The organism is Erwinia aphidicola, assembly GCF_014773485.1.
In the GTDB taxonomy this organism is placed as follows: Bacteria; Pseudomonadota; Gammaproteobacteria; order Enterobacterales; family Enterobacteriaceae; genus Erwinia; species Erwinia aphidicola.
Genome location: NZ_JACXBP010000003.1, coordinates 565,089 through 583,772, shown reverse-complemented (window position 1 = coordinate 583,772; position 18,684 = coordinate 565,089). Strand labels below are relative to the sequence as shown.

The 18,684-nt window shown below is 58.5% G+C and carries 16 protein-coding genes; 13 read left to right on the top strand and 3 right to left on the bottom strand.

Annotated elements, in window-relative coordinates; genetic code table 11:
- Window positions 1-548 precede the first annotated feature (548 nt).
- The 6 genes from ID864_RS09895 to ID864_RS09870 all read left to right on the top strand — a co-directional run bounded on the left by ID864_RS09895 (window position 549) and on the right by ID864_RS09870 (window position 7,773).
- On the top strand, window positions 549-1,979 hold the full coding sequence (locus ID864_RS09895; RefSeq protein ID WP_191149780.1) for a sensor histidine kinase: 1,431 nt from the start codon (window positions 549-551) through the stop codon (window positions 1,977-1,979).
- Entirely contained in the window at window positions 1,979-2,722 is a 744-nt protein-coding gene (gene qseG / locus ID864_RS09890; protein WP_133623047.1) for a two-component system QseEF-associated lipoprotein QseG, read from the top strand. The genes ID864_RS09895 and qseG overlap by 1 nt, the downstream gene beginning before the upstream one ends.
- Window positions 2,719-4,053 (top strand): two-component system response regulator GlrR, encoded by a 1,335-nt coding sequence (gene glrR, locus ID864_RS09885; RefSeq protein WP_048915156.1) that lies wholly within the window; start codon window positions 2,719-2,721, stop codon window positions 4,051-4,053. Before qseG ends, glrR begins: the two co-directional genes overlap by 4 nt.
- Before the next feature lie 131 nt (window positions 4,054-4,184).
- The gene (glnB, locus tag ID864_RS09880; protein WP_048915157.1) at window positions 4,185-4,523 is read left to right on the top strand and encodes a nitrogen regulatory protein P-II; all 339 of its coding nucleotides are present in this window, start codon (window positions 4,185-4,187) and stop codon (window positions 4,521-4,523) included.
- 176 nt (window positions 4,524-4,699) lie between these two features.
- Window positions 4,700-6,610 carry an NAD(P)-binding protein gene (locus ID864_RS09875; RefSeq protein ID WP_048915158.1) on the top strand — a complete coding sequence of 637 codons (1,911 nt, stop codon included), beginning with the start codon at window positions 4,700-4,702 and terminating at the stop codon, window positions 6,608-6,610.
- Window positions 6,607-7,773, top strand: coding sequence for a c-type cytochrome (locus ID864_RS09870; RefSeq protein ID WP_048915159.1), 1,167 nt, complete (start codon window positions 6,607-6,609; stop codon window positions 7,771-7,773). The genes ID864_RS09875 and ID864_RS09870 overlap by 4 nt, the downstream gene beginning before the upstream one ends.
- A gap of 52 nt (window positions 7,774-7,825) precedes the next feature.
- On the opposite strand, the gene hmpA is transcribed toward ID864_RS09870, so the two are convergent.
- Window positions 7,826-9,010, bottom strand: coding sequence for an NO-inducible flavohemoprotein (hmpA, locus tag ID864_RS09865; RefSeq protein WP_191149779.1), 1,185 nt, complete (start codon window positions 9,008-9,010; stop codon window positions 7,826-7,828).
- A gap of 314 nt (window positions 9,011-9,324) precedes the next feature.
- On the opposite strand from hmpA, the gene glyA reads away from it, so the two are divergent.
- Together glyA and ID864_RS09855 are read left to right on the top strand one after the other, a co-directional pair.
- Window positions 9,325-10,578 carry a serine hydroxymethyltransferase gene (glyA, locus tag ID864_RS09860; RefSeq protein ID WP_048915161.1) on the top strand — a complete coding sequence of 418 codons (1,254 nt, stop codon included), beginning with the start codon at window positions 9,325-9,327 and terminating at the stop codon, window positions 10,576-10,578.
- 110 nt (window positions 10,579-10,688) lie between these two features.
- On the top strand, window positions 10,689-11,825 hold the full coding sequence (locus tag ID864_RS09855; RefSeq protein WP_048915162.1) for a 3-phenylpropionate MFS transporter: 1,137 nt from the start codon (window positions 10,689-10,691) through the stop codon (window positions 11,823-11,825).
- Here ID864_RS09855 and csiE read toward each other — a convergent pair whose 3' ends face one another.
- A complete protein-coding gene (gene csiE, locus ID864_RS09850; RefSeq protein ID WP_187497712.1) occupies window positions 11,826-13,091 on the bottom strand; it encodes a stationary phase inducible protein CsiE in 1,266 nt (421 codons plus the stop codon). It lies immediately after the preceding gene.
- A 135-nt stretch (window positions 13,092-13,226) separates the two neighbouring features.
- Between csiE and ID864_RS09845 the strand changes: the two genes are divergently transcribed.
- Together ID864_RS09845 and ID864_RS09840 are read left to right on the top strand one after the other, a co-directional pair.
- Window positions 13,227-13,871, top strand: a complete 645-nt coding sequence (locus tag ID864_RS09845) for a DUF1007 family protein (RefSeq protein ID WP_099753526.1) — start codon at window positions 13,227-13,229, stop codon at window positions 13,869-13,871.
- Window positions 13,862-14,866, top strand: coding sequence for a nickel/cobalt transporter (locus tag ID864_RS09840; protein WP_191149778.1), 1,005 nt, complete (start codon window positions 13,862-13,864; stop codon window positions 14,864-14,866). The genes ID864_RS09845 and ID864_RS09840 overlap by 10 nt, the downstream gene beginning before the upstream one ends.
- 103 nt (window positions 14,867-14,969) lie before the next feature.
- On the opposite strand, the gene suhB is transcribed toward ID864_RS09840, so the two are convergent.
- Window positions 14,970-15,773 (bottom strand): inositol-1-monophosphatase, encoded by an 804-nt coding sequence (gene suhB, locus ID864_RS09835; protein ID WP_048915164.1) that lies wholly within the window; start codon window positions 15,771-15,773, stop codon window positions 14,970-14,972.
- Between the two features lie 152 nt (window positions 15,774-15,925).
- On the opposite strand from suhB, the gene trmJ reads away from it, so the two are divergent.
- The 3 genes from trmJ (at window position 15,926) to ID864_RS09820 (ending at window position 18,654) form a co-directional block, all read left to right on the top strand.
- Window positions 15,926-16,651: a tRNA (cytosine(32)/uridine(32)-2'-O)-methyltransferase TrmJ gene (gene trmJ, locus ID864_RS09830; RefSeq protein ID WP_191149777.1), complete on the top strand. Its 726-nt coding sequence runs from the start codon at window positions 15,926-15,928 to the stop codon at window positions 16,649-16,651.
- Between the two features lie 168 nt (window positions 16,652-16,819).
- Window positions 16,820-17,317 carry a Fe-S cluster assembly transcriptional regulator IscR gene (iscR, locus tag ID864_RS09825; protein WP_048915166.1) on the top strand — a complete coding sequence of 166 codons (498 nt, stop codon included), beginning with the start codon at window positions 16,820-16,822 and terminating at the stop codon, window positions 17,315-17,317.
- Window positions 17,318-17,454: 137 nt separating this feature from the next.
- Window positions 17,455-18,654: an IscS subfamily cysteine desulfurase gene (locus ID864_RS09820; protein WP_191149776.1), complete on the top strand. Its 1,200-nt coding sequence runs from the start codon at window positions 17,455-17,457 to the stop codon at window positions 18,652-18,654.
- The last annotated feature ends 30 nt before the right edge of the window (window positions 18,655-18,684 follow it).

Genomic DNA, 18,684 nt, shown 5'->3' with positions numbered 1-18,684 from the left:
CAGACCGGTTTTTTTTCGCCCCTGTCTGGCCCATCGTCGGCCCTGTTGCAATTTCACGACAAACCCACTGTTGAAGTGTCGTGAATAGGTGACACGTAACCCATTGATTTAACTATGCACCTGCGTTTTGTCTGATTGGTGTCGTTAAATGCAGACAGTTTTTCAGACCGGTTGGTCAGGAAGTGCGCTTATCAGGCTGGCGATAACCTTAAAAAGTGCCGTTTTAGAGGGGGTTAACGTGCTTATTGCAATGTTGGCACGGCAATTGCTATACTCTGTGCAGTGGCTCATTCACCTGGTTATGAAAGCCCTGCGCAAGCGGCGAGCTCATAACATCCAGAATGACGCACAATACGGTGCCTGCCGTCCACCCCACCGATAATCGTTCACCTTGTGACGTTATCAAGCATCGGACGTAACGTTGAGTTAGGCACCACCTCTTCAGATGGCCGGTTCTTTGAACCGGCCATCGTCATTTGTGGCGTAGCACTTTCATCCCATCGCACTCTCCGTTAGCATCACGCTACCTTATGCAAAGAGAATCTTCCGTGAAGAGATGGCGTCTGTTTCCCCGCTCTCTGCGCCAGCTGGTGCTGATGGCTTTCCTGCTGGTGCTGCTGCCGCTGCTGGTGCTGGCCTGGCAGGCCTGGGAAAGCCTGTCGGCGCTCAGCGAGCGTGCGGCGGACACTAACCGCACGACGCTAACCGACGTTCGTCGCAGCGAGGCGATGGCGCGCACCGCGCTGGAGCTGGAGCGTAGCTATCGTCAGTACTGCGTGCTTGATGACCCGATGCTGGCCCGCCTGTATCAGACGCAGCGCAGCCGCTATTCCCAGATGCTGGACGCCCATGCGCCGGTACTGCCGGATATGCGCACTTACCAGAACCTGCGGCAGAATCTTACCCAGCTCAGCCAGATCAAATGCCATAATAGCAGCCCGGTAAAAGCCGCAGGCGATGTGCTGGAGTCATTCTCCGCCGCTAACAGCCAGCTGGTGAAAACCACGCGGGAGGTGGTGTTCTCCCGTGGTCTGCAGCTGCAGCGCGAAATTGCCGATCGCGGCCAGTATTTCGGCTGGCAGGCATTAATCCTGTTCCTGCTCAGCCTCGGCCTGGTCCTGCTGTTTACCCGCATGATTATCGGCCCGGTGAAAGCGGTCGAGCGCATGATTAATCGCCTGGGTGAGGGGCGCTCGCTCGGGCAGAGCCTGGCGTTTAAAGGCCCGCGTGAAATTCGCTCTCTGGCTCAGCGCATTCTCTGGCTGAGCGAGCGGCTGGCGTGGCTGGAGTCACAGCGCCATGAGTTCCTGCGCCATATCTCCCACGAGCTGAAAACCCCGCTGGCCAGCATGCGTGAAGGCACGGAACTGCTGGCCGATGAGGTGGCCGGCCCGTTGACCGCTGACCAGAAAGAGGTGGTTAGCATTCTTAACGACAGCAGCCGCCACCTGCAAACCCTGATTGAACAGCTGCTGGACTACAACCGCAAGCTGGCAGACGGCCCGGTTGAGATGAGCGACGTCATGCTGCGCCCGCTCATCGATCAACTGGTTTCCACCCACAGTCTGACGGCGCGAGCTAAGCTGATTGATACGGCGATTGATCTGCAGGCGGCGAGCTGCCGCGCAGAGCCGACATTGTTACTGCGGGCCATCGATAATCTCTACTCCAATGCGTTACACTACGGCGCAGAATCAGGGAAAATCTGGATCCGCAGCCGCCAGCAGGGCAACCGCGTCACCATTGAGGTGGCGAACACCGGCAGCGCGATCCCGCAGGCAGAACGGGCGATGATTTTTGAGCCGTTCTTCCAGGGCAACCTGCAGCGCAAAGGCGCAGTAAAAGGCAGCGGGCTGGGGCTGAGTATCGCTAAGGACTGCGTGCGTCAGCTGGAGGGCGATCTACAGCTGGTCGACAGCGAAGAGGCTGATGTCTGCTTCCGCATTGAATTGAATACCACCGCCGGGAAGAAACACTGATGCGCTTAACACTTTTTTCTGCCAGCGTTCAACAAAGCCTGGGCAGAATGTTGCTGGCAGCACTGCTTGGGCTGAGCCTGACTGGCTGTAGCCAGACCGCGCCGCCCACCGTGGTGAAGGGCCTGCCCAGCCATCTCAGCGAACCTGAGAGCAAAATTGTCGATTTCCAACGCGTGGACTGTGAGCACATCTGGTCCTGGGTCGATGTCACGGCGGTCAATAATCCGCTGTACTGGCTGCGCGCGGTGGACTGCGCGGTGCGGCTGTCTCCGGCAGATGCCCGCGCGCAGGCTAAACGCTGGCCGGACGACAGCTGGCACGGCGCCTTCAAACAGGCCGTTCTGCTGAGCAATGGCAATATTACGCCGCTCGAGCGCCGCGCCTATCTGCAGCGGCTGGACAGCTATAGCTACGATTATCCCTCTGCGGTCCGTCCGCTGCTGATGCTGTGGCGCGAAGGGCAGGGTTCATTACTGCAGCTGTCGCAGGAGCGCTCGCGCTATGCCAGTCTGCAGGAGAGCAGCGATGCCCAGCTGGACGCGCTGCGCCAGCAGCAGATGGCCGTCAATAAAGAGCTGGCAGTGACGCGACGCAAGCTGGACACGCTGACCGACATCGAGCGCAAGCTCTCAGCCCGCCGTTCGCCGGATGCGGCCGACAGCAGCAGCCACGGCGCGGATAAAAGCGCACCGGACGACAACACGCCGGCGGATATCAAATCAGAGGATGATGCCAACCCATGATAAAAAAATCGGCCCGCCTGCTGCTGGTGGATGACGACCCCAGCCTGCTGAAGCTGTTGGGGATGCGCCTCAGCAGCGAAGGCTTTAGCGTGACCACCGCGGAAAGCGGGCCAGAAGCGCTGCGGGTGCTCAACCGCGAAAACATCGATCTGGTGATAAGCGACCTGCGTATGGATGAGATGGACGGCATGGCGCTGTTTGTTGAGATCCAGAAGCTGCAGCCGGGCATGCCGGTGATCATCCTCACCGCGCACGGTTCGATCCCGGATGCGGTCGCCGCGACCCAGCAGGGCGTTTTCAGCTTCCTGACCAAGCCCGTTGATCGCGATGCGCTGTATAAAGCCATTGATGAGGCGCTGGCACATCGCGCCCCGGGCAGTGATGAAGCCTGGCGCGAAACCATCGTTACCCGTAGCCCACTGATGCTGCGCCTGCTGGAGCAGGCACGCATGGTGGCGCAGTCTGACGTCAGCGTGTTGATTAACGGGCAGAGTGGCACGGGCAAGGAAGTGCTGGCGCAGGCCATCCACGCCGCCAGTCCGCGCGCGGGCAAGGAATTTATTGCCATCAACTGCGGCGCACTGCCGGAGCAGCTGCTGGAGTCAGAGCTGTTTGGTCATGCCAAAGGGGCCTTTACCGGTGCGGTAAGCAGCCGCGAGGGGCTGTTCCAGGCCGCCGAGGGCGGCACGCTGTTCCTCGATGAGATCGGCGATATGCCGCAGGCGCTGCAGGTTAAGCTGCTGCGCGTACTGCAGGAGCGCAAGGTGCGCCCGCTCGGCAGCAACCGCGATCTCGATATCAACGTGCGCATCATCTCCGCTACCCACCGTGACCTGCCAAAAGCGATGGAGAAGAAGGAGTTTCGCGAAGATCTGTTCTATCGTCTTAACGTGGTGAATTTAAAAATCCCGGCGCTGCATGAGCGCGCGGAGGATATTCCGCTGCTGGCAAACCATCTGCTGAAGCAGTCGGCGGAGCGGCATAAACCGTTCGTGCGCAGCTTCTCTACCGACGCAATGCGCCGGTTGATTGCCGCCAGCTGGCCGGGCAACGTCAGGCAGCTGGTGAATGTGATTGAGCAGTGCGTGGCGCTGACCTCCGCCCCGGTGATTAGCGAAGCGCTGGTCGAGCAGGCGCTGGCCGGAGAAAACACCGCGCTGCCGACATTTGTGGAAGCGCGCAACCAGTTTGAACTGAATTATTTGCGTAAGCTGTTACAGATGACCAAAGGGAATGTCACCAACGCAGCACGCCTGGCCGGGCGCAACCGCACCGAGTTTTACAAGCTGTTGTCGCGTCACGAGCTGGATGCTGCCGATTTTAAAGAGTAATTTCAGTGCCGCTCCGCTGCCCAGTTATGGTAGTTTAGCTGCCTGAAAAGAGAGACGGACCGCGCAGCGTGACCTGTCCGGCAATGTTAACTGTTCCCCTTCCCTGATGGAGGGGGAGAAAAGGGTCTGCCATGAAAAAGATTGATGCAATTATCAAGCCGTTCAAACTGGACGACGTGCGTGAAGCGCTGGCGGAAGTCGGCATCACCGGAATGACCGTGACCGAAGTGAAAGGCTTTGGTCGTCAGAAGGGCCACACCGAACTGTATCGTGGCGCTGAATATATGGTCGATTTTTTACCGAAGGTCAAAATTGAGATCGTGATTGCCGACGATATCGTCGATACCTGCGTGGATACCATCATGCGTACCGCGCAGACCGGTAAGATTGGCGACGGCAAGATTTTCGTTTATGACGTGTCGCGCGTGGTGCGTATCCGCACCGGCGAAGAAGACGAAGAGGCGATCTAAGCGCTGCCTTTTTCTACGCTGAAGTCGTTGAGGGTCTGAGCATTCAGGCCCTTAAAATTATTAATTCCTTATTTCTGCTGCTGTTCCCCCTCCCCGGTTTGACAATGATCTTCTGATGCTGACAATAGCCCGCTTGAGCCATAAGGGCTGAGCAGACTATCAAGAAGGACTTTTTTATGGCTATTACCCGCCGCGATTTTCTTAACGGCGTCGCGATTACGGTCGCCGCCGGGCTGACCCCCCTGCAGATATTGCGCGCTTCGCCGCTGCAGGCCAACAAAACGCTCTATTACCCACCGGCGCTGAGCGGGCTGCGCGGCAACCATCCGGGCTCCTTTGAAAATGCCCACCGGCTCGGCCGTGATGGCGTCAGTTTCGACTTTGCTTCTCTGCCGGTCAGCGAGGAGTTTGATCTGGTGGTGGTCGGCGCCGGAATTAGCGGCCTGGCTGCCGCCTGTTTCTGGCAGCAGCTGCAGGATAAACCGCAGCGGATTTTGCTGATCGACAACCACGACGACTTCGGCGGCCACGCCAAGCGTAATGAACTCAGCAGCAGCAACGGCACAATCCTTGGCTATGGCGGCAGCGAATCTTTCCAGTCCCCGCACTCCAACTTCAGCCCGGTGATGATGGGCCTGATAAAAACGCTGGGGATCAGCCTGGATGCCATGGAGCGCGGCTTCGATAAAACCTTCTATCCTGACCTTGGCCTCAGTCGCGGCGTCTACTTTGATAAGAAAAACTTCGGCGTGGATAAAGTCGTCAGCGGCGACCCGGGCAAAGTGGTGGCGGATGATATCCCACGCGATCGCCTGAACGGACGTTCATGGCAGGCGTTTATCAATGACTTCCCGCTGCCGCAGAGCGATCGCGCCGCGCTGATTGAGCTGCATACGGTGGCGAAAGATTATCTGCCAGGACTCAGCCAGCAGGAAAAAGTTGCCTGGCTGGATACTCACAGTTACGCCACCTTCCTGCGCGATAAAGTGGGCCTGAGCGAGCTGGCAATGCGCTACTTCCAGCAAACCACGAACGACTTTCAGGCGGTGGGTATTGATGCTACCGCCTGTAGCGATGCGCGTATCTGCGACCTGCCGGGCCTTGACGGCATGGGGCTGCCGCCGCTGGACGCTGAATCGCAGGCTGACCTCGACGATCCTTATGTTTTCCACTTCCCGGATGGCAACGCGACACTGGCCCGGCTGCTGGTGCGCAAGCTGATCCCGGCCGTCGACCCCGCCGGACACGATATGAATGATATCGTGCGGGCGAAATTTGACTACAGCCAGCTGGACAGGGCGGACTCTGACGTCAAGCTACGCCTTAACAGTACCGGCATGCAGGTGGTGAACGTCGACGGTGGCGTGGAAGTCAGCTATATGACGGGTGAAAAGTTGACGAAAGTCCGCGCCGGGAAGGTGGTCATGGCCGGATACAATATGATGATCCCGTATCTGGTGCCGCAGATGTCGCAGGCGCAGCAGGAAGCGCTGAAGCAGAATGTTAAAGCTCCGCTGGTCTACAGCAAGGTCACCATCGCTAACTGGCGCGCCTTTATCAAACTGGGCGTGCATGAGGTTTATGCCCCTGGCGCACCTTATTCACGGGTCAAGCTTGACTATCCGGTCAGCCTCGGCGGCTACCAGCACCCCCACGATCCCAATCAGCCGATCGGGCTGCATATGGTGTATGTGCCGACTCTGCCCGGCAGCGGCCTCAGCGCCCGCGAGCAGTCGCGTAAAGGGCGCGCGATGCTGCTGGGCACCTCGTTCGATGCTCATGAACAGATGATCCGCGAACAGCTCCAGGCTATGCTTGGGCCGGCAGGCTTCGACCATCAGCGCGATATTCAGGCGATTACCGTTAACCGCTGGTCGCACGGTTACTCTTACGCCATCAATGGCTTATTTGATGATGAGGATGAGGCGCAGAAGATTATTGAGCGCGCCCGTGCCCCCGTCGGTAATATCGTGATTGCTAACTCCGACTCGGACTGGAGCCCTTATGCCCATTCGGCGGTCGATCAGGCATGGCGGGCAGTGAACGAGCTGGTGCACGGAAAAAACGCACCGGGGGAGGGAGTATGAAAACGTTGCTTTCAGGGATGGTTCTGCTGCTGGTAAGCAGTGCGGCTAATGCCATGTCGCCGGGCGAATATGTTGCCAAAGCGGCGGACTGTACTGCCTGTCACACCGCACCCGGCGGCGCAGCGCTGGCGGGCGGGCTGCGTTTCCCTACGCCGCCCGGTGATATCTACAGCACCAATATTACCCCGGATAAACAGCAGGGCATTGGCCGCTATACGTTTGCCGAATTTGACCGCGCCATGCGCCAGGGTATCGCTCGCGATGGCCATCACCTCTATCCGGCAATGCCTTATACCGCCTATGCCAAAATGAGCGATAAGGATATGCGCGCGCTTTATGACTATCTGCTGCATGAAGTCCCGGCCAGCAGTCAGCCAAATCGCGACAGCGATATCTCCTGGCCGCTGTCAATGCGCTGGCCTTTGGGGATCTGGAATGCCCTGTTCCACAATGACGATCGTTATCAGCCTGATGCGCAGCAGAGTGCGCAATGGAATCGCGGGGCTTACCTGGTGCAGGGCGCAGGGCACTGCGGCAGTTGCCACACCCCGCGCGGCTGGGCACTGCAGGAGCAGGCACTGGATCAGAGCCGCAGCGTTTATCTCAGCGGTGCCGAACTTGACGGCTGGTTTGCACCGTCGCTGCGCGGCATGGCGCAGGATGAACTGGTGGCGCTGCTGAAAACGGGGCGCAGCAAGCAGGGGGCGGTAGTCGGCCCCATGGCGGAGGTGGTGATGCACAGCACTCAGTATCTCAGCGATGCGGACCTCAACAGTATCGGCGTCTACCTGCGCAGCCTGCCGCCGGCTCCAGCATCCCCGCTGCCCGCTGCCGCTCCTTCCGCCGCGGGCGCGAAAACCTATGCCATGTACTGCTCAACCTGTCACGGCAGCGAGGGTAAAGGCGATGCGCATGTCATCCCGGCGCTGGACGGTAACGCAACGCTGACGGCAGCAAACCCGCTGAGCGCACTGCGCGTGGTGCTGGAAGGTGCGCAGACGCCAGTGACCCGGCACGGCATGGCGCAGGCGATGCCCGGTTACGGCTGGACGCTGGATGATGTGCAGATGAGCGAGTTGATGAACTACCTGCGCAGCAGCTGGAGCAATCAGGCCCCTGCCGTCAGCGCAGAGCAGGTTGCTGAGGCGCGCAGGCTTAAATAGCCAGCGGGACGATCGGGCAGCGGCGGGAGAGATCCCCCGCTGCCCGACAGCATCACAGCGCTTTATGCGGGCCAAATACTTCGTAGTGAATACGCTCTTTCCCCACGCCTGACTGCAGAAGGCTCTTTTCCACCATCGCCATATACGCCAGCGGGCCGCACAGGTAGTAGTGCATCGCCGGATCGCTGAGTTTCGCTTCCAGCGGCAGCAGGTTCATGAGTCCTCGGTGCTGATACTTGCCTTCATCTTCCGCGCGCGGATGGTTATACCAGATCTCCTGCGAGAACTTCGGCAGCTGCTGACCCAGTTCGCCGACTTCCTCTGCGAAAGCATGCATTGCGCCGTCTTCCGTCGCGTGGAACCACTGTACCGTCGCCTGATGTTGTTCCTGTGCCAGTTTGTGCAGCATGGCCAGCATCGGGGTCAGACCGACGCCGCCAGAGATCAGCGTTACCGGGGTTTGCGCCGCAATATCGATAAAGAAGTCGCCGGCCGGTGGCGCCAGGTGCAGACGCACGCCGGGCTGCTGCTGATGCAGCCAGCTGGAGAGCGTGCCGCCCTCTTCATGGCGCACGGCAATGCGGTAGTCACGACCATTCGGCATCCGCGTCAGTGAATACTGGCGGATCTCCTGATTAGCAAATGACGGGTCACGCACCCACAGCGTAATGTACTGACCGGGCTGGTAATCCACGACGGGCTGACCGTCAACCGGGGTCAGGATAAAGCTCTTAATTGTTGCGCTGCGCGGGATAATTTCGCTAATAACAAACTCACGTTGACCACCGCGCCAGCCGCCGACTTTCTGCTCAACCTCTTCATAGATTTGCTCTTCACGCTGCACAAATATTCCGGCCAGTACGCCATAGGCTTTACCCCAGGCGGCGAGGATCTCCTCACCCGGATGCAGCAGCTCATCAATACTCGCCAGTAGGTGTTCACCGACAATGGCGTACTGCTCCGGCCGAATGGCAAAGCTGGTGTGCTTCTGCGCAATTTTCTCCACTGCCGGGCCGAGCGCGGCCAGCTTATCGAGGTTACTGGCGTAGGCACAGACCGCGTTAAACAGCGCTTCAGGCTGATTGCCACTGCTCTGGTTGCTCATGTTGAAGATATCTTTCAGCTCGGGATTGTGGCTGAACATGCGCTGATAGAAGTGTGCGGTCAAACGCGGACCCAGCGCGGCGACGGCGGGGATAGTGGATTTCACGGTGGCAATAGTGTGGCTATCAAGCATGGTGGGCTCCTGAATTATCCATAACATGTATTTTAAATGCATCTTATAGTTTGAAAGGTGTATTGTAAATACACCTTTGTTGCTGAGGGGTATTTATCCACAGGGCGCTGGTGGTGGTGGTGAAAAATCCGCAACAGGCAGATGAGGAAAACTCCGCTGTCAGGGAATGAAAAAAGGCGTAAAAAACCCTTGCCAGACGCGGAGCCAATCGTTTGCGTAAAAAGGCGGCCGTGAAGCTATTCAACAGGGTGCTAAACAGTTTAAACTGTTGCCCATCATTTATTGTTGATAGTCAGTCGAGTCAGGAGATGCAGATGTTAAAGCGTGAAATGAACATTGCCGATTACGATGCCGAGTTGTGGCAGGCGATGGAGCAGGAGAAAGTGCGTCAGGAAGAGCACATTGAGCTGATTGCTTCAGAAAACTACACCAGCCCACGCGTGATGCAGGCTCAGGGATCGCAGCTGACCAACAAATACGCTGAAGGCTATCCGGGCAAGCGCTACTACGGTGGCTGCGAGTACGTCGATATCGTTGAGCAGCTGGCTATTGATCGTGCCAAAGCGCTGTTCGGTGCTGACTATGCCAACGTGCAGCCGCACTCCGGTTCCCAGGCTAACTTCGCGGTCTACACCGCGCTGCTGCAGCCGGGCGACACCATTCTGGGGATGAACCTGGCACACGGTGGTCACCTGACTCACGGTTCCCCGGTTAACCTGTCGGGCAAACTGTACAACGTGATCCCTTACGGCATCGACGAAACTGGCAAAATTGACTACAACGAGCTGGCCGAACTGGCGCAGAAGCATAAGCCGAAAATGATCGTGGGCGGTTTCTCTGCTTACTCTGGCGTGTGCGACTGGGCAAAAATGCGTGAAATCGCTGACACCGTTGGCGCTTACCTGTTTGTTGATATGGCGCACGTTGCCGGTCTGATTGCTGCGGACGTTTACCCTAACCCGGTTCCTCATGCGCATATCGTGACTTCCACCACCCACAAAACCCTGGCGGGTCCACGCGGTGGCCTGATCCTGGCGCAGGGCGGTGACGAAGAACTGTATAAGAAACTGAACTCTGCTGTCTTCCCTGGCGGCCAGGGCGGCCCGCTGATGCATGTGATTGCCGGTAAGGCCGTCGCGTTCAAAGAAGCGATGGAACCTGAGTTTAAAACCTATCAGCAGCAGGTCGCGAAAAACGCCAAAGCGATGGTAGAAGTGTTCCTGGCACGCGGTTACAACGTGGTTTCCGGCGGTACGCACAACCACCTGTTCCTGCTGGACCTGGTTGACAAGAACCTGACCGGTAAAGAAGCGGATGCCGCGCTGGGCCGTGCCAACATCACCGTTAACAAAAACAGCGTGCCGAACGACCCGAAAAGCCCGTTCGTCACCTCCGGTATCCGCATCGGCTCCCCGGCTGTGACGCGCCGCGGCTTCAAAGAAGCGGAAGTGCGCGAGCTGGCCGGCTGGATCAGCGATATTCTCGATAATATCAATGATGAAGGCGTGAGCGAGCGCGTGAAGAAGCAGGTGCTGGAAATCTGCGCACGCTTCCCGGTTTACGCCTGATAACTTCTCGATTTTGAGAGCGTTATGACAATAACGGGACACGCAAGTGTCCCGTTATTTTTTTGTCCGCAGCAACGGTGTACATTAGCCTCCACTTTGTCGGAGGGAAAATGACGATACGCTCCACCTACTGGCTTGGATTAAGCTACTTCACCTACTTTTTCGCCTATGGCGTCTACCTGCCTTTCTGGGGCGTATGGCTGAAAGAGAGTGGCCTGGCACCCGAAAAAATCGGTCTGCTGCTCGGCTGCGGGATGATTGCGCGCTTTGCTGGTAGCCTGCTGATTGCTTCCCGCGTCACCAATCCTTCCCGCCTGGTCAGTGCGCTACGCCTGCTGGCGTCACTGACGCTGCTGTTTGCGCTGGGCTTCTGGCTGGGCGCCGAGTGGCTGTGGCTGCTGCTGGTGATGGTCGGCTTTAACCTGTTCTTCTCGCCGCTGGTGCCGCTGAGCGATGCGCTGGCCGCCACCTGGCAGCGGCAGATCGCGCTGCCTTATGGCCCGGTCAGGCTGTGGGGATCGCTGGCGTTTGTCATCAGCTCCGCGTTAACCGGCGTGCTGGTCAATATCTTCTCTTATCACGCCATTCTGCTGCTGCTGTGCGCGGGCTGTATCGCGATGCTCGGCGGCATGATGCTGCGCCCGGCGGTCATGCCACTGGGTGCGCAGAAGCCGCTAAGCCATGCGGGCTGGGCGCAGTGGAAGCAGATGCTGAGTGAAAATGCCGTCTGGCGCTTCCTGCTGTGCGTGACGCTGATGCAGGGGGCGCATGCCGCCTATTATGGCTTCAGCGCGATCTACTGGCAGGAAGCGGGCTACTCGTCGAGCGTGATTGGCTATCTGTGGTCGCTGGGGGTGGTGGCTGAAGTGGTGGTGTTCGCCTCCAGCAACCGTCTGTTCCGCCGCTGGCGCGCGCGCGACCTGCTGCTGCTCTCGGGCATTTGCGCCATTGTGCGCTGGAGTTTGCTGGCTTCCTCCACCGAACTGGGCTGGCTTATCCTCGCACAGATCCTGCACTGCGGCAGCTTCACCGTCTGCCACCTGGCGGCCATGCGCTTTATCGCGGCGCGGGAAGGGGGCGAGGTGATCCGCCTGCAGTCGGTGTACTCGGCGCTGGCGATGGGCGGCGGAATTGCACTGATGACGATGGTGTGCGGCGTGCTGTTCCAGCATCTGCAGGGCGGGGTGTTCTGGGTGATGGCGCTGCTGGTGGTGCCGGCGCTGTTCCTGCGGCCGAAAGTGGCCTGATTATGACTCCAGCAGCGCGCGGATACTGTGCTGCTGGTGTTCGCCCAACGGCAGCTCGGCGTGGATCAGCGGCGGTGAGTAGAGCGGCAGCGGCGTGGCATAAGGGGTGATCACCAGCGCAATGCCTTTTGGCGCGCTGTGGCGCTGGAAGTCGGCGACATCCTGATATTTGATATTAAGCGGCAGCAGCGTCAGCTCGCGCAGCTGCTGTTCTACTTGGCGCTCCAAATCCCGGTCATGGCCGGTGAGCAGCAGCACCTGTTTCTCCTGCAGCGCGCTCTCCTGCATCAGCCATGCGCCAAAGATAATCGCAATCAGCCCCATCTCCTCATCGGAAAACTGCAGCCCGTAGTGCTGCTCAAAGTCGGCTATCGCTTCACGCGTGGTGCGCAACAGGCGTGGATACTGCTGCGCCACATCCTCCACCAGCGCGTGATCGATGCCGATAGCAAAATGCGTGCGTTCCACCGCCTGGGCCAGATGGGTGTAGAGCTGCGCGCTGAGCCCGGCCTCGTTGCTGAAGTGCATGCCGCAAAGCGCCTGGAAGCGCTGAATAAGCTGTTCAACCGCCTGCAGCAGCTGCCACTCGTTTTCCCGCTGGCAGTGCTCAGGTAGCGGAATATGCAGCTGGCTGAACATCAAGGCCAGCAGCGCCGGGTCGCCGGGCATGGGCTGATAACCGCGCTTCTGCCAGCAGTGGACAATATTTTCGGCCAGCGGGTACTCTCCCTTTTCGCGCAGCCACCGCTGCTGCTGGGGGGTAAAGTCTGTCGCGCAGCGGTGTGCGAGTGAATACTGAAAAACCAGCTGTAAAAAATAGCCGTCGCGCCCGCTGAAATCGCGCGCGAGGTAGAGCGCACAGTGCTGAACCAGCGCGCTGAGATTATGTTCGTCGTACAGGGCTTTATCGACCGTTATGGCCTGCAGCTGGCGGCGCAGCGCGCTGGCAAAATAGCTGCGGGCGAAGTCGGGTGACAGCCGCAGCGTGCGGCGCAGGCTATGCAGCAGGCACAGCCGCTGGTCGAGCTGCGTCCCCTGGATGCGCAACCTTTGGCCGTCCTGCTCAATGGCAAGACGGTGATAACGCTGGATTTCCAGCGCGACCTCCGCTATATCTTGCCGGGCAATGGCAGGATCAACTGCGTTCAGCTGACAAACCGACTCCAGCGTGACAATGGGTTCAGGAAGGCAGAGCATCAAAAGCAGGTGACAGCGGCGCTGCGGACTGGAGAGGACAGAAATTTCTGGTGAGTATGCACTCATCATCTGCGATCCCAGTGACAATTGATTGCGCTAAGAATAGCCCGCGCCGCGCGGTTTGTGACAAATCCGCGCGCTTTTATTCAGAGCTTTTAAGACAGGTCACAAAATTAATCGACAATAGGTGACGTGGAGTTTGATTTGTTACATTATAACAATTTGAAGGCTAGCCTGCTGTGGCTGGCTGCAGGATTTTCGCCCGCTGTTTTGGCGCATCCGCACAGCTTTATCGCTATGCAGACCACGCTGGTCCATCAGGGTGACCAGCTCACCGGGCTGAAAATGCGCTGGGTGATGGATGAAATTACCTCGGCTGACCTGCTGTATGACGCGGGCGCGGCAAAGCCCGACTCGGTGGTGTGGAAAAAGCTGGCGGCGGAAGTGATGGCGAACGTGCTTGGCCAGCACTATTTCAGCGAGTTCTGGCACCAGAAACAGCCGGTAAAGTTTGATAATCTGCCGCCGGAATACCATCTGTCACGCCAGGGGCATAAAGCGGTGCTGGAATTTATCCTGCCGCTGGCGCACCCGCAGCCGCTGAAAGGCCAGCGCTATCTCTTTTCGACTTTTGACCCAACGTACTTTGTAGATATGTATTACGACTCCGAAAAATCACTGACCGTCCCGCCTGAGCTGGCTGCCCAGTGCAGGTTCCAGTTGCAAACCCCGCAGCCGGATGCCTCCATGCAGGCTTACGCACTGTCGCTGGATAAAGCCGATGCCCCGCCGGAAGAGATGGATCTTGGCCGCCAGTTTGCCCAGACGGTGACTTTGATATGCCAGTAAACATGCTCAGGGCGCAAGCACACGGCGGCTGGCGGGCCTGGCCGCTGTATCTGCTGACGCTAATCGTCATCGCGGCGGGCGTGCTGGTGTGGCACTTCTGGCCGCAGATCCTGTTGCAGAGCATTCTGTGGCAGAAAAGCCTGCATCAACAGATGACCGCGCTGCTGCAGCAGGTTGCCAGCCATCCTCATCAGGCAGGGCTGGCGCTGATGGGCTTCAGCCTGCTGTACGGCGTGCTGCACGCGCTCGGCCCCGGGCACGGCAAAGTGGTGATTGCCACCTTTCTTGCTACCCATCCCACTAAACTGAAAACCAGCCTGCAGCTGACGCTGGCTGCCGCGGTGGTACAGGGAGCGGTGGCGATCCTGCTGGTCACGGTGATGCTGGTGGTGCTGCAACTCTCCTCGCGCCAGCTGCATCTCAGCAGCTACTGGCTGGAGAAGGGCAGCTATCTGCTGGTGAGCGGGCTGGGCTTATGGCTGTGCTGGCGCGCAGGTAAAAAGTTATGGGCCGCACTGAAACCAGCAAGGCGAGGGCTGAGCATCAGGCGTATTGTCACGGCCGATCATCAGCACAGTGAGCAGTGTGGCTGCGGCCATCAGCACGTGCCGGATAGCGCGATGCTGGCGCAGGCGGTGGGCTGGAAAACCAAAGCGGCGGTGGTGCTGTCGATGGGGCTGCGCCCGTGTTCCGGGGCGATCATGATGCTGCTGTTTGCCAAAGTGATTGGGGTTTATGCCTGGGGGGTGTTATCCGCCATTGTGATGGCGCTGGGAACGGCGCTGACGGTGTCGGCGATGGCGCTGGTGGTGCAGATGTCACGCGCGCTGGCGCTGCGTCTGAGCAAAGGCGCTTCCGCGCAGGGATGGCAGACGGTGGCGGTCAATTCGCTGGCGCTGCTGGGGGGCGTGTTGCTGGTCATGGCGGGGGTCATGCTGTGGCTGAGTGCGCAGCCTGCGATATCCGGCGGGATTCGCCCGATGTTTTTACGCTGATCCGACATTAAAAAAGGGTTGACCAGAAAAGCGGTCAACCCCTGTAGGGGCCGATCATTTTTTTCGATCGGCCCCTACAGGAATGCCAGGGCAACGATAGCAATTAACGCTTCAGCGCTTCGCTCAATTCGTCACGCATATTCGCCAGCATCGCTTTCACCACGCGCGGATTGCCCGCCACGATGTTGCCAGACAGCATATAGCCGTGCCCGCCGGTAAAGTCAGTCACCAGGCTACCCGCTTCACGCACCAGCAGTTCACCGGCAGCGAAATCCCACGGCTTCAGGCCAATCTCGAAGTAACCATCTACGCGACCCGCGGCAACGTAGGCGAGATCCAGCGCGGCAGAACCGGTGCGACGGAAGTCTGCACACTGGGTGAACAGTTTGCCAACGATGTTGATGTAAGGAGTGGCGTGCTGCTTCAGCTTGAACGGGAAACCGGTCGCCAGGATGGTGCCATCCAGATCGCGAGCGCTGCCGCCGCGCAGACGGTAGCCGTTGAGCTGAGCGCCCTGACCGCGTACGGCGCTGAACAGTTCATTACGCATTGGGTCGTAAACCACGGCGACTTCGGTGCGGCCTTTGATGCGCACGGCGATAGAAACACAGAAGTGTGGCAGGCGTTTGATGTAGTTGGTGGTGCCATCCAGTGGATCGATAACCCATTGTACATCCTGGTCTTCGCCCGGCAGTTCACCGCTCTCTTCTGAGATGATGGTGTGCTGTGGGTAAGATTTGCGGATCACTTCAATAATCTGGCGTTCCGCTTCACGGTCAACATTGGTCACGAAGTCGTTGCTGCCCTTCTGGGTGGCTTCGACGGAGTCCGGGGTTTCATAGTGCTTAGCAATTACGTTTCCGGCCTTGCGCGCAGCGCGCACGGCAATGTTGAGCATTGGATGCATATAAGTTTCGTCTCACTGGATGTTAAAGAACGGTATATCATTTAATCTGATATAAAACGGCGCGTAGTATAGCAGGGCATAACGGCAAATGTCCTGAAAATATGTTAGCATCTTCAAATTATCTCTCAGACCGCGAGCAGACCCCAATCCTTATGCTGCAAAATATCCGAATTGTGCTGGTTGAAACCTCTCACACTGGCAACATGGGCTCCGTGGCCCGTGCCATGAAAACCATGGGCTTAACCAACCTTTATCTGGTCAACCCGCTGGTAAAACCGGACTCGCAGGCCATTGCGCTAGCCGCCGGTGCCAGCGATGTGATTGGCGATGCCAAAATTGTTGATACCTTTGATGAAGCTATTGCCGGCTGTAGCCTGGTCGTCGGCACCAGCGCCCGTTCGCGTTCGCTGCCGTGGCCGATGCTGGACCCGCGTGAATGCGGGCTGAAAAGCGTCGCAGAGGGCCAGCAGGCGCCGGTAGCGCTGGTGTTTGGCCGCGAGCGCGTTGGGCTGACCAATGAAGAGCTGCAGAAGTGTCACTACCACGTCGCGATTGCCGCGAACCCGGACTACAGCTCGCTCAATCTGGCGATGGCCGTGCAGGTTATCACCTATGAGGTGCGCATGGCGTACCTGCAGTCGCTGGAAACGGAGCAGACCGAAGCCGTCGAGTCGCCCTATCCGCTGGTCGATGACCTTGAGCGCTTCTATAAGCATATGGAAAAGATGATGATCGGCAGCGGCTTTATCCGTGAAGCCAGCCCGGGCCAGGTGATGAGCAAAATGCGCCGCCTGTTTACCCGCGCCCGCCCGGAGCGTGACGAGCTGAATATCCTGCGCGGAATGCTCTCATCCATCGAGAAGAAGCAGGGCGAGTAAGGGGATAGTGGCGATGAAAATAACAGCATAATACTTGAGTGAATTACTTGGTTAAATAGTTGAGTGTTTTAGTAGGTTAAATACTTGACCAATTTAGTCAGGAATGTCAGACTTGCGTCCATATTTTGTTAACGCCCATCCAGGGTTACAACCGAGGTCGTTTACGCCATGAGACTGACATCCAAAGGCCGTTATGCTGTTACCGCTATGCTCGACGTTGCACTGCACTCTCACGAAGGCCCGGTGCCTTTAGCGGATATTTCAGAGCGTCAGGGCATCTCCCTCTCTTATCTTGAGCAGCTGTTCTCCCGTCTGCGCAAGAACGGTCTGGTGGCAAGCGTACGTGGTCCGGGCGGTGGTTATCTGCTGGGTAAAGCCTCCGATGCTATCGCTGTGGGTGCGGTGATCACCGCCGTTGACGAATCGGTTGATGCCACCAAGTGCCAGGGCAAAGAAGGCTGCCAGGGCGGCGAACGCTGCCTGACTCACGTCCTGTGGCGTGACCTGAGCGAGCGCATCAGCGACTTCCTCAACAACATCACGCTGGCTGAACTGGTTAACAACCAGGAGATCCTGGACGTGGCTGACCGCCAGAACAGCAATGAAATCCGCCGTGCGCCCAATGGCCGCATGCAGGAAACAATTAACGTCAATCTGCGCGCCTGATCGCAGCCAGGGTGAGGCTCTGCCTCGCCACCGGAGATAAATAAAAGGCCTGCCGGGCCTTTTATTCATTTCTGCAGCCGTCAGAATTTCAGGGCGCAGCAGGACGGAGACTACAACCTCCCGGAGCCTAATCAGCAATGAAATTACCGATTTATCTGGATTATTCTGCCACCACGCCAGCCGATCCCCGCGTGGCGGCCAAGATGATGCAGTTCCTGACAATGGACGGCACCTTTGGCAATCCGGCTTCCCGTTCACACCGTTTTGGCTGGCAGTCTGAAGAGGCGGTGGATATCGCCCGTAACCAGATTGCTGAGCTGGTTGGCGCTGACCCGCGTGAAATCGTCTTTACCTCCGGCGCGACCGAAGCCAACAATCTGGCCATTAAAGGCGCTGCTACCTTCCATCAGGAAAAAGGCCGCCACATCGTCACCTGCACCACCGAACACAAAGCCGTGCTCGACACCTGCGCACAGCTGGAGCGTGAAGGGTTCAGCGTGACCTATCTCGACCCGCAGGGCGATGGCACTCTGGATCTCAAACAGCTGCAGGCTGCCCTGCGCGATGACACCGTGCTGGTGTCGATCATGCACGTGAATAACGAGATCGGCGTGGTGCAGGATATCGCCACCATTGGCGATCTGTGCCGCGAGCGCGGGATTATCTTCCACGTTGATGCCACCCAGAGCGTCGGTAAGCTGCCGATCGATCTCAACCAGCTGAACGTCGATCTGATGTCGTTCTCCGCCCATAAAATCTATGGCCCAAAAGGTATCGGCGCGCTGTACGTTAGCCGTAAGCCGCGCGTGCGTCTCGAAGCACAGATCCACGGTGGCGGGCACGAGCGCGGCATGCGTTCCGGCACGCTGCCGGTGCATCAGATTGTTGGCATGGGCGAAGCCTATCGCATTGCCAGAGAAGAGATGAGCGTTGAGATGGCGCGCCTCGGCGCACTGCGCAGCCGCCTCTGGGCCGGGCTGAACAGCATTGAACAGGTGCAGCTTAACGGCTCGCTGGAGCACGGCGCAGCCAATATTCTTAACGTCGGCTTCCGCTATGTTGACGGCGAATCGCTGATTATGGCGCTGAAAGATCTGGCGGTTTCGACCGGTTCGGCCTGCACCTCTGCCAGCATGGAACCCTCCTACGTACTGCGCGCAATTGGCCTGGATGATGAGCTCGCGCACAGCTCTATCCGCTTCTCGCTTGGCCGCTTTACCACCGAAGAGGAAGTGGATTACGCTATTGCGCTGGTGCAGAAGTCTATCGCCCGCCTGCGTGAGCTGTCGCCGGAGTGGAAAGCCTTTAAAACCAACGGTGTCGCTCAGAGCAGCTAAACTGACTTATTGTGACGCAGAGAACGGGCC

Coding starts and splice junctions, on each gene's coding strand:
- qseG (WP_133623047.1), top strand. CDS start 1,979: ATGCGCTTAACACTTTTTTCTGCCAGCGTTCAACAAAGCCTGGGCAGA.
- glrR (WP_048915156.1), top strand. CDS start 2,719: ATGATAAAAAAATCGGCCCGCCTGCTGCTGGTGGATGACGACCCCAGC.
- glnB (WP_048915157.1), top strand. CDS start 4,185: ATGAAAAAGATTGATGCAATTATCAAGCCGTTCAAACTGGACGACGTG.
- ID864_RS09875 (WP_048915158.1), top strand. CDS start 4,700: ATGGCTATTACCCGCCGCGATTTTCTTAACGGCGTCGCGATTACGGTC.
- ID864_RS09870 (WP_048915159.1), top strand. CDS start 6,607: ATGAAAACGTTGCTTTCAGGGATGGTTCTGCTGCTGGTAAGCAGTGCG.
- hmpA (WP_191149779.1), bottom strand. CDS start 9,010: ATGCTTGATAGCCACACTATTGCCACCGTGAAATCCACTATCCCCGCC.
- glyA (WP_048915161.1), top strand. CDS start 9,325: ATGTTAAAGCGTGAAATGAACATTGCCGATTACGATGCCGAGTTGTGG.
- ID864_RS09855 (WP_048915162.1), top strand. CDS start 10,689: ATGACGATACGCTCCACCTACTGGCTTGGATTAAGCTACTTCACCTAC.
- csiE (WP_187497712.1), bottom strand. CDS start 13,091: ATGATGAGTGCATACTCACCAGAAATTTCTGTCCTCTCCAGTCCGCAG.
- ID864_RS09840 (WP_191149778.1), top strand. CDS start 13,862: ATGCCAGTAAACATGCTCAGGGCGCAAGCACACGGCGGCTGGCGGGCC.
- suhB (WP_048915164.1), bottom strand. CDS start 15,773: ATGCATCCAATGCTCAACATTGCCGTGCGCGCTGCGCGCAAGGCCGGA.
- trmJ (WP_191149777.1), top strand. CDS start 15,926: ATGCTGCAAAATATCCGAATTGTGCTGGTTGAAACCTCTCACACTGGC.
- iscR (WP_048915166.1), top strand. CDS start 16,820: ATGAGACTGACATCCAAAGGCCGTTATGCTGTTACCGCTATGCTCGAC.
- ID864_RS09820 (WP_191149776.1), top strand. CDS start 17,455: ATGAAATTACCGATTTATCTGGATTATTCTGCCACCACGCCAGCCGAT.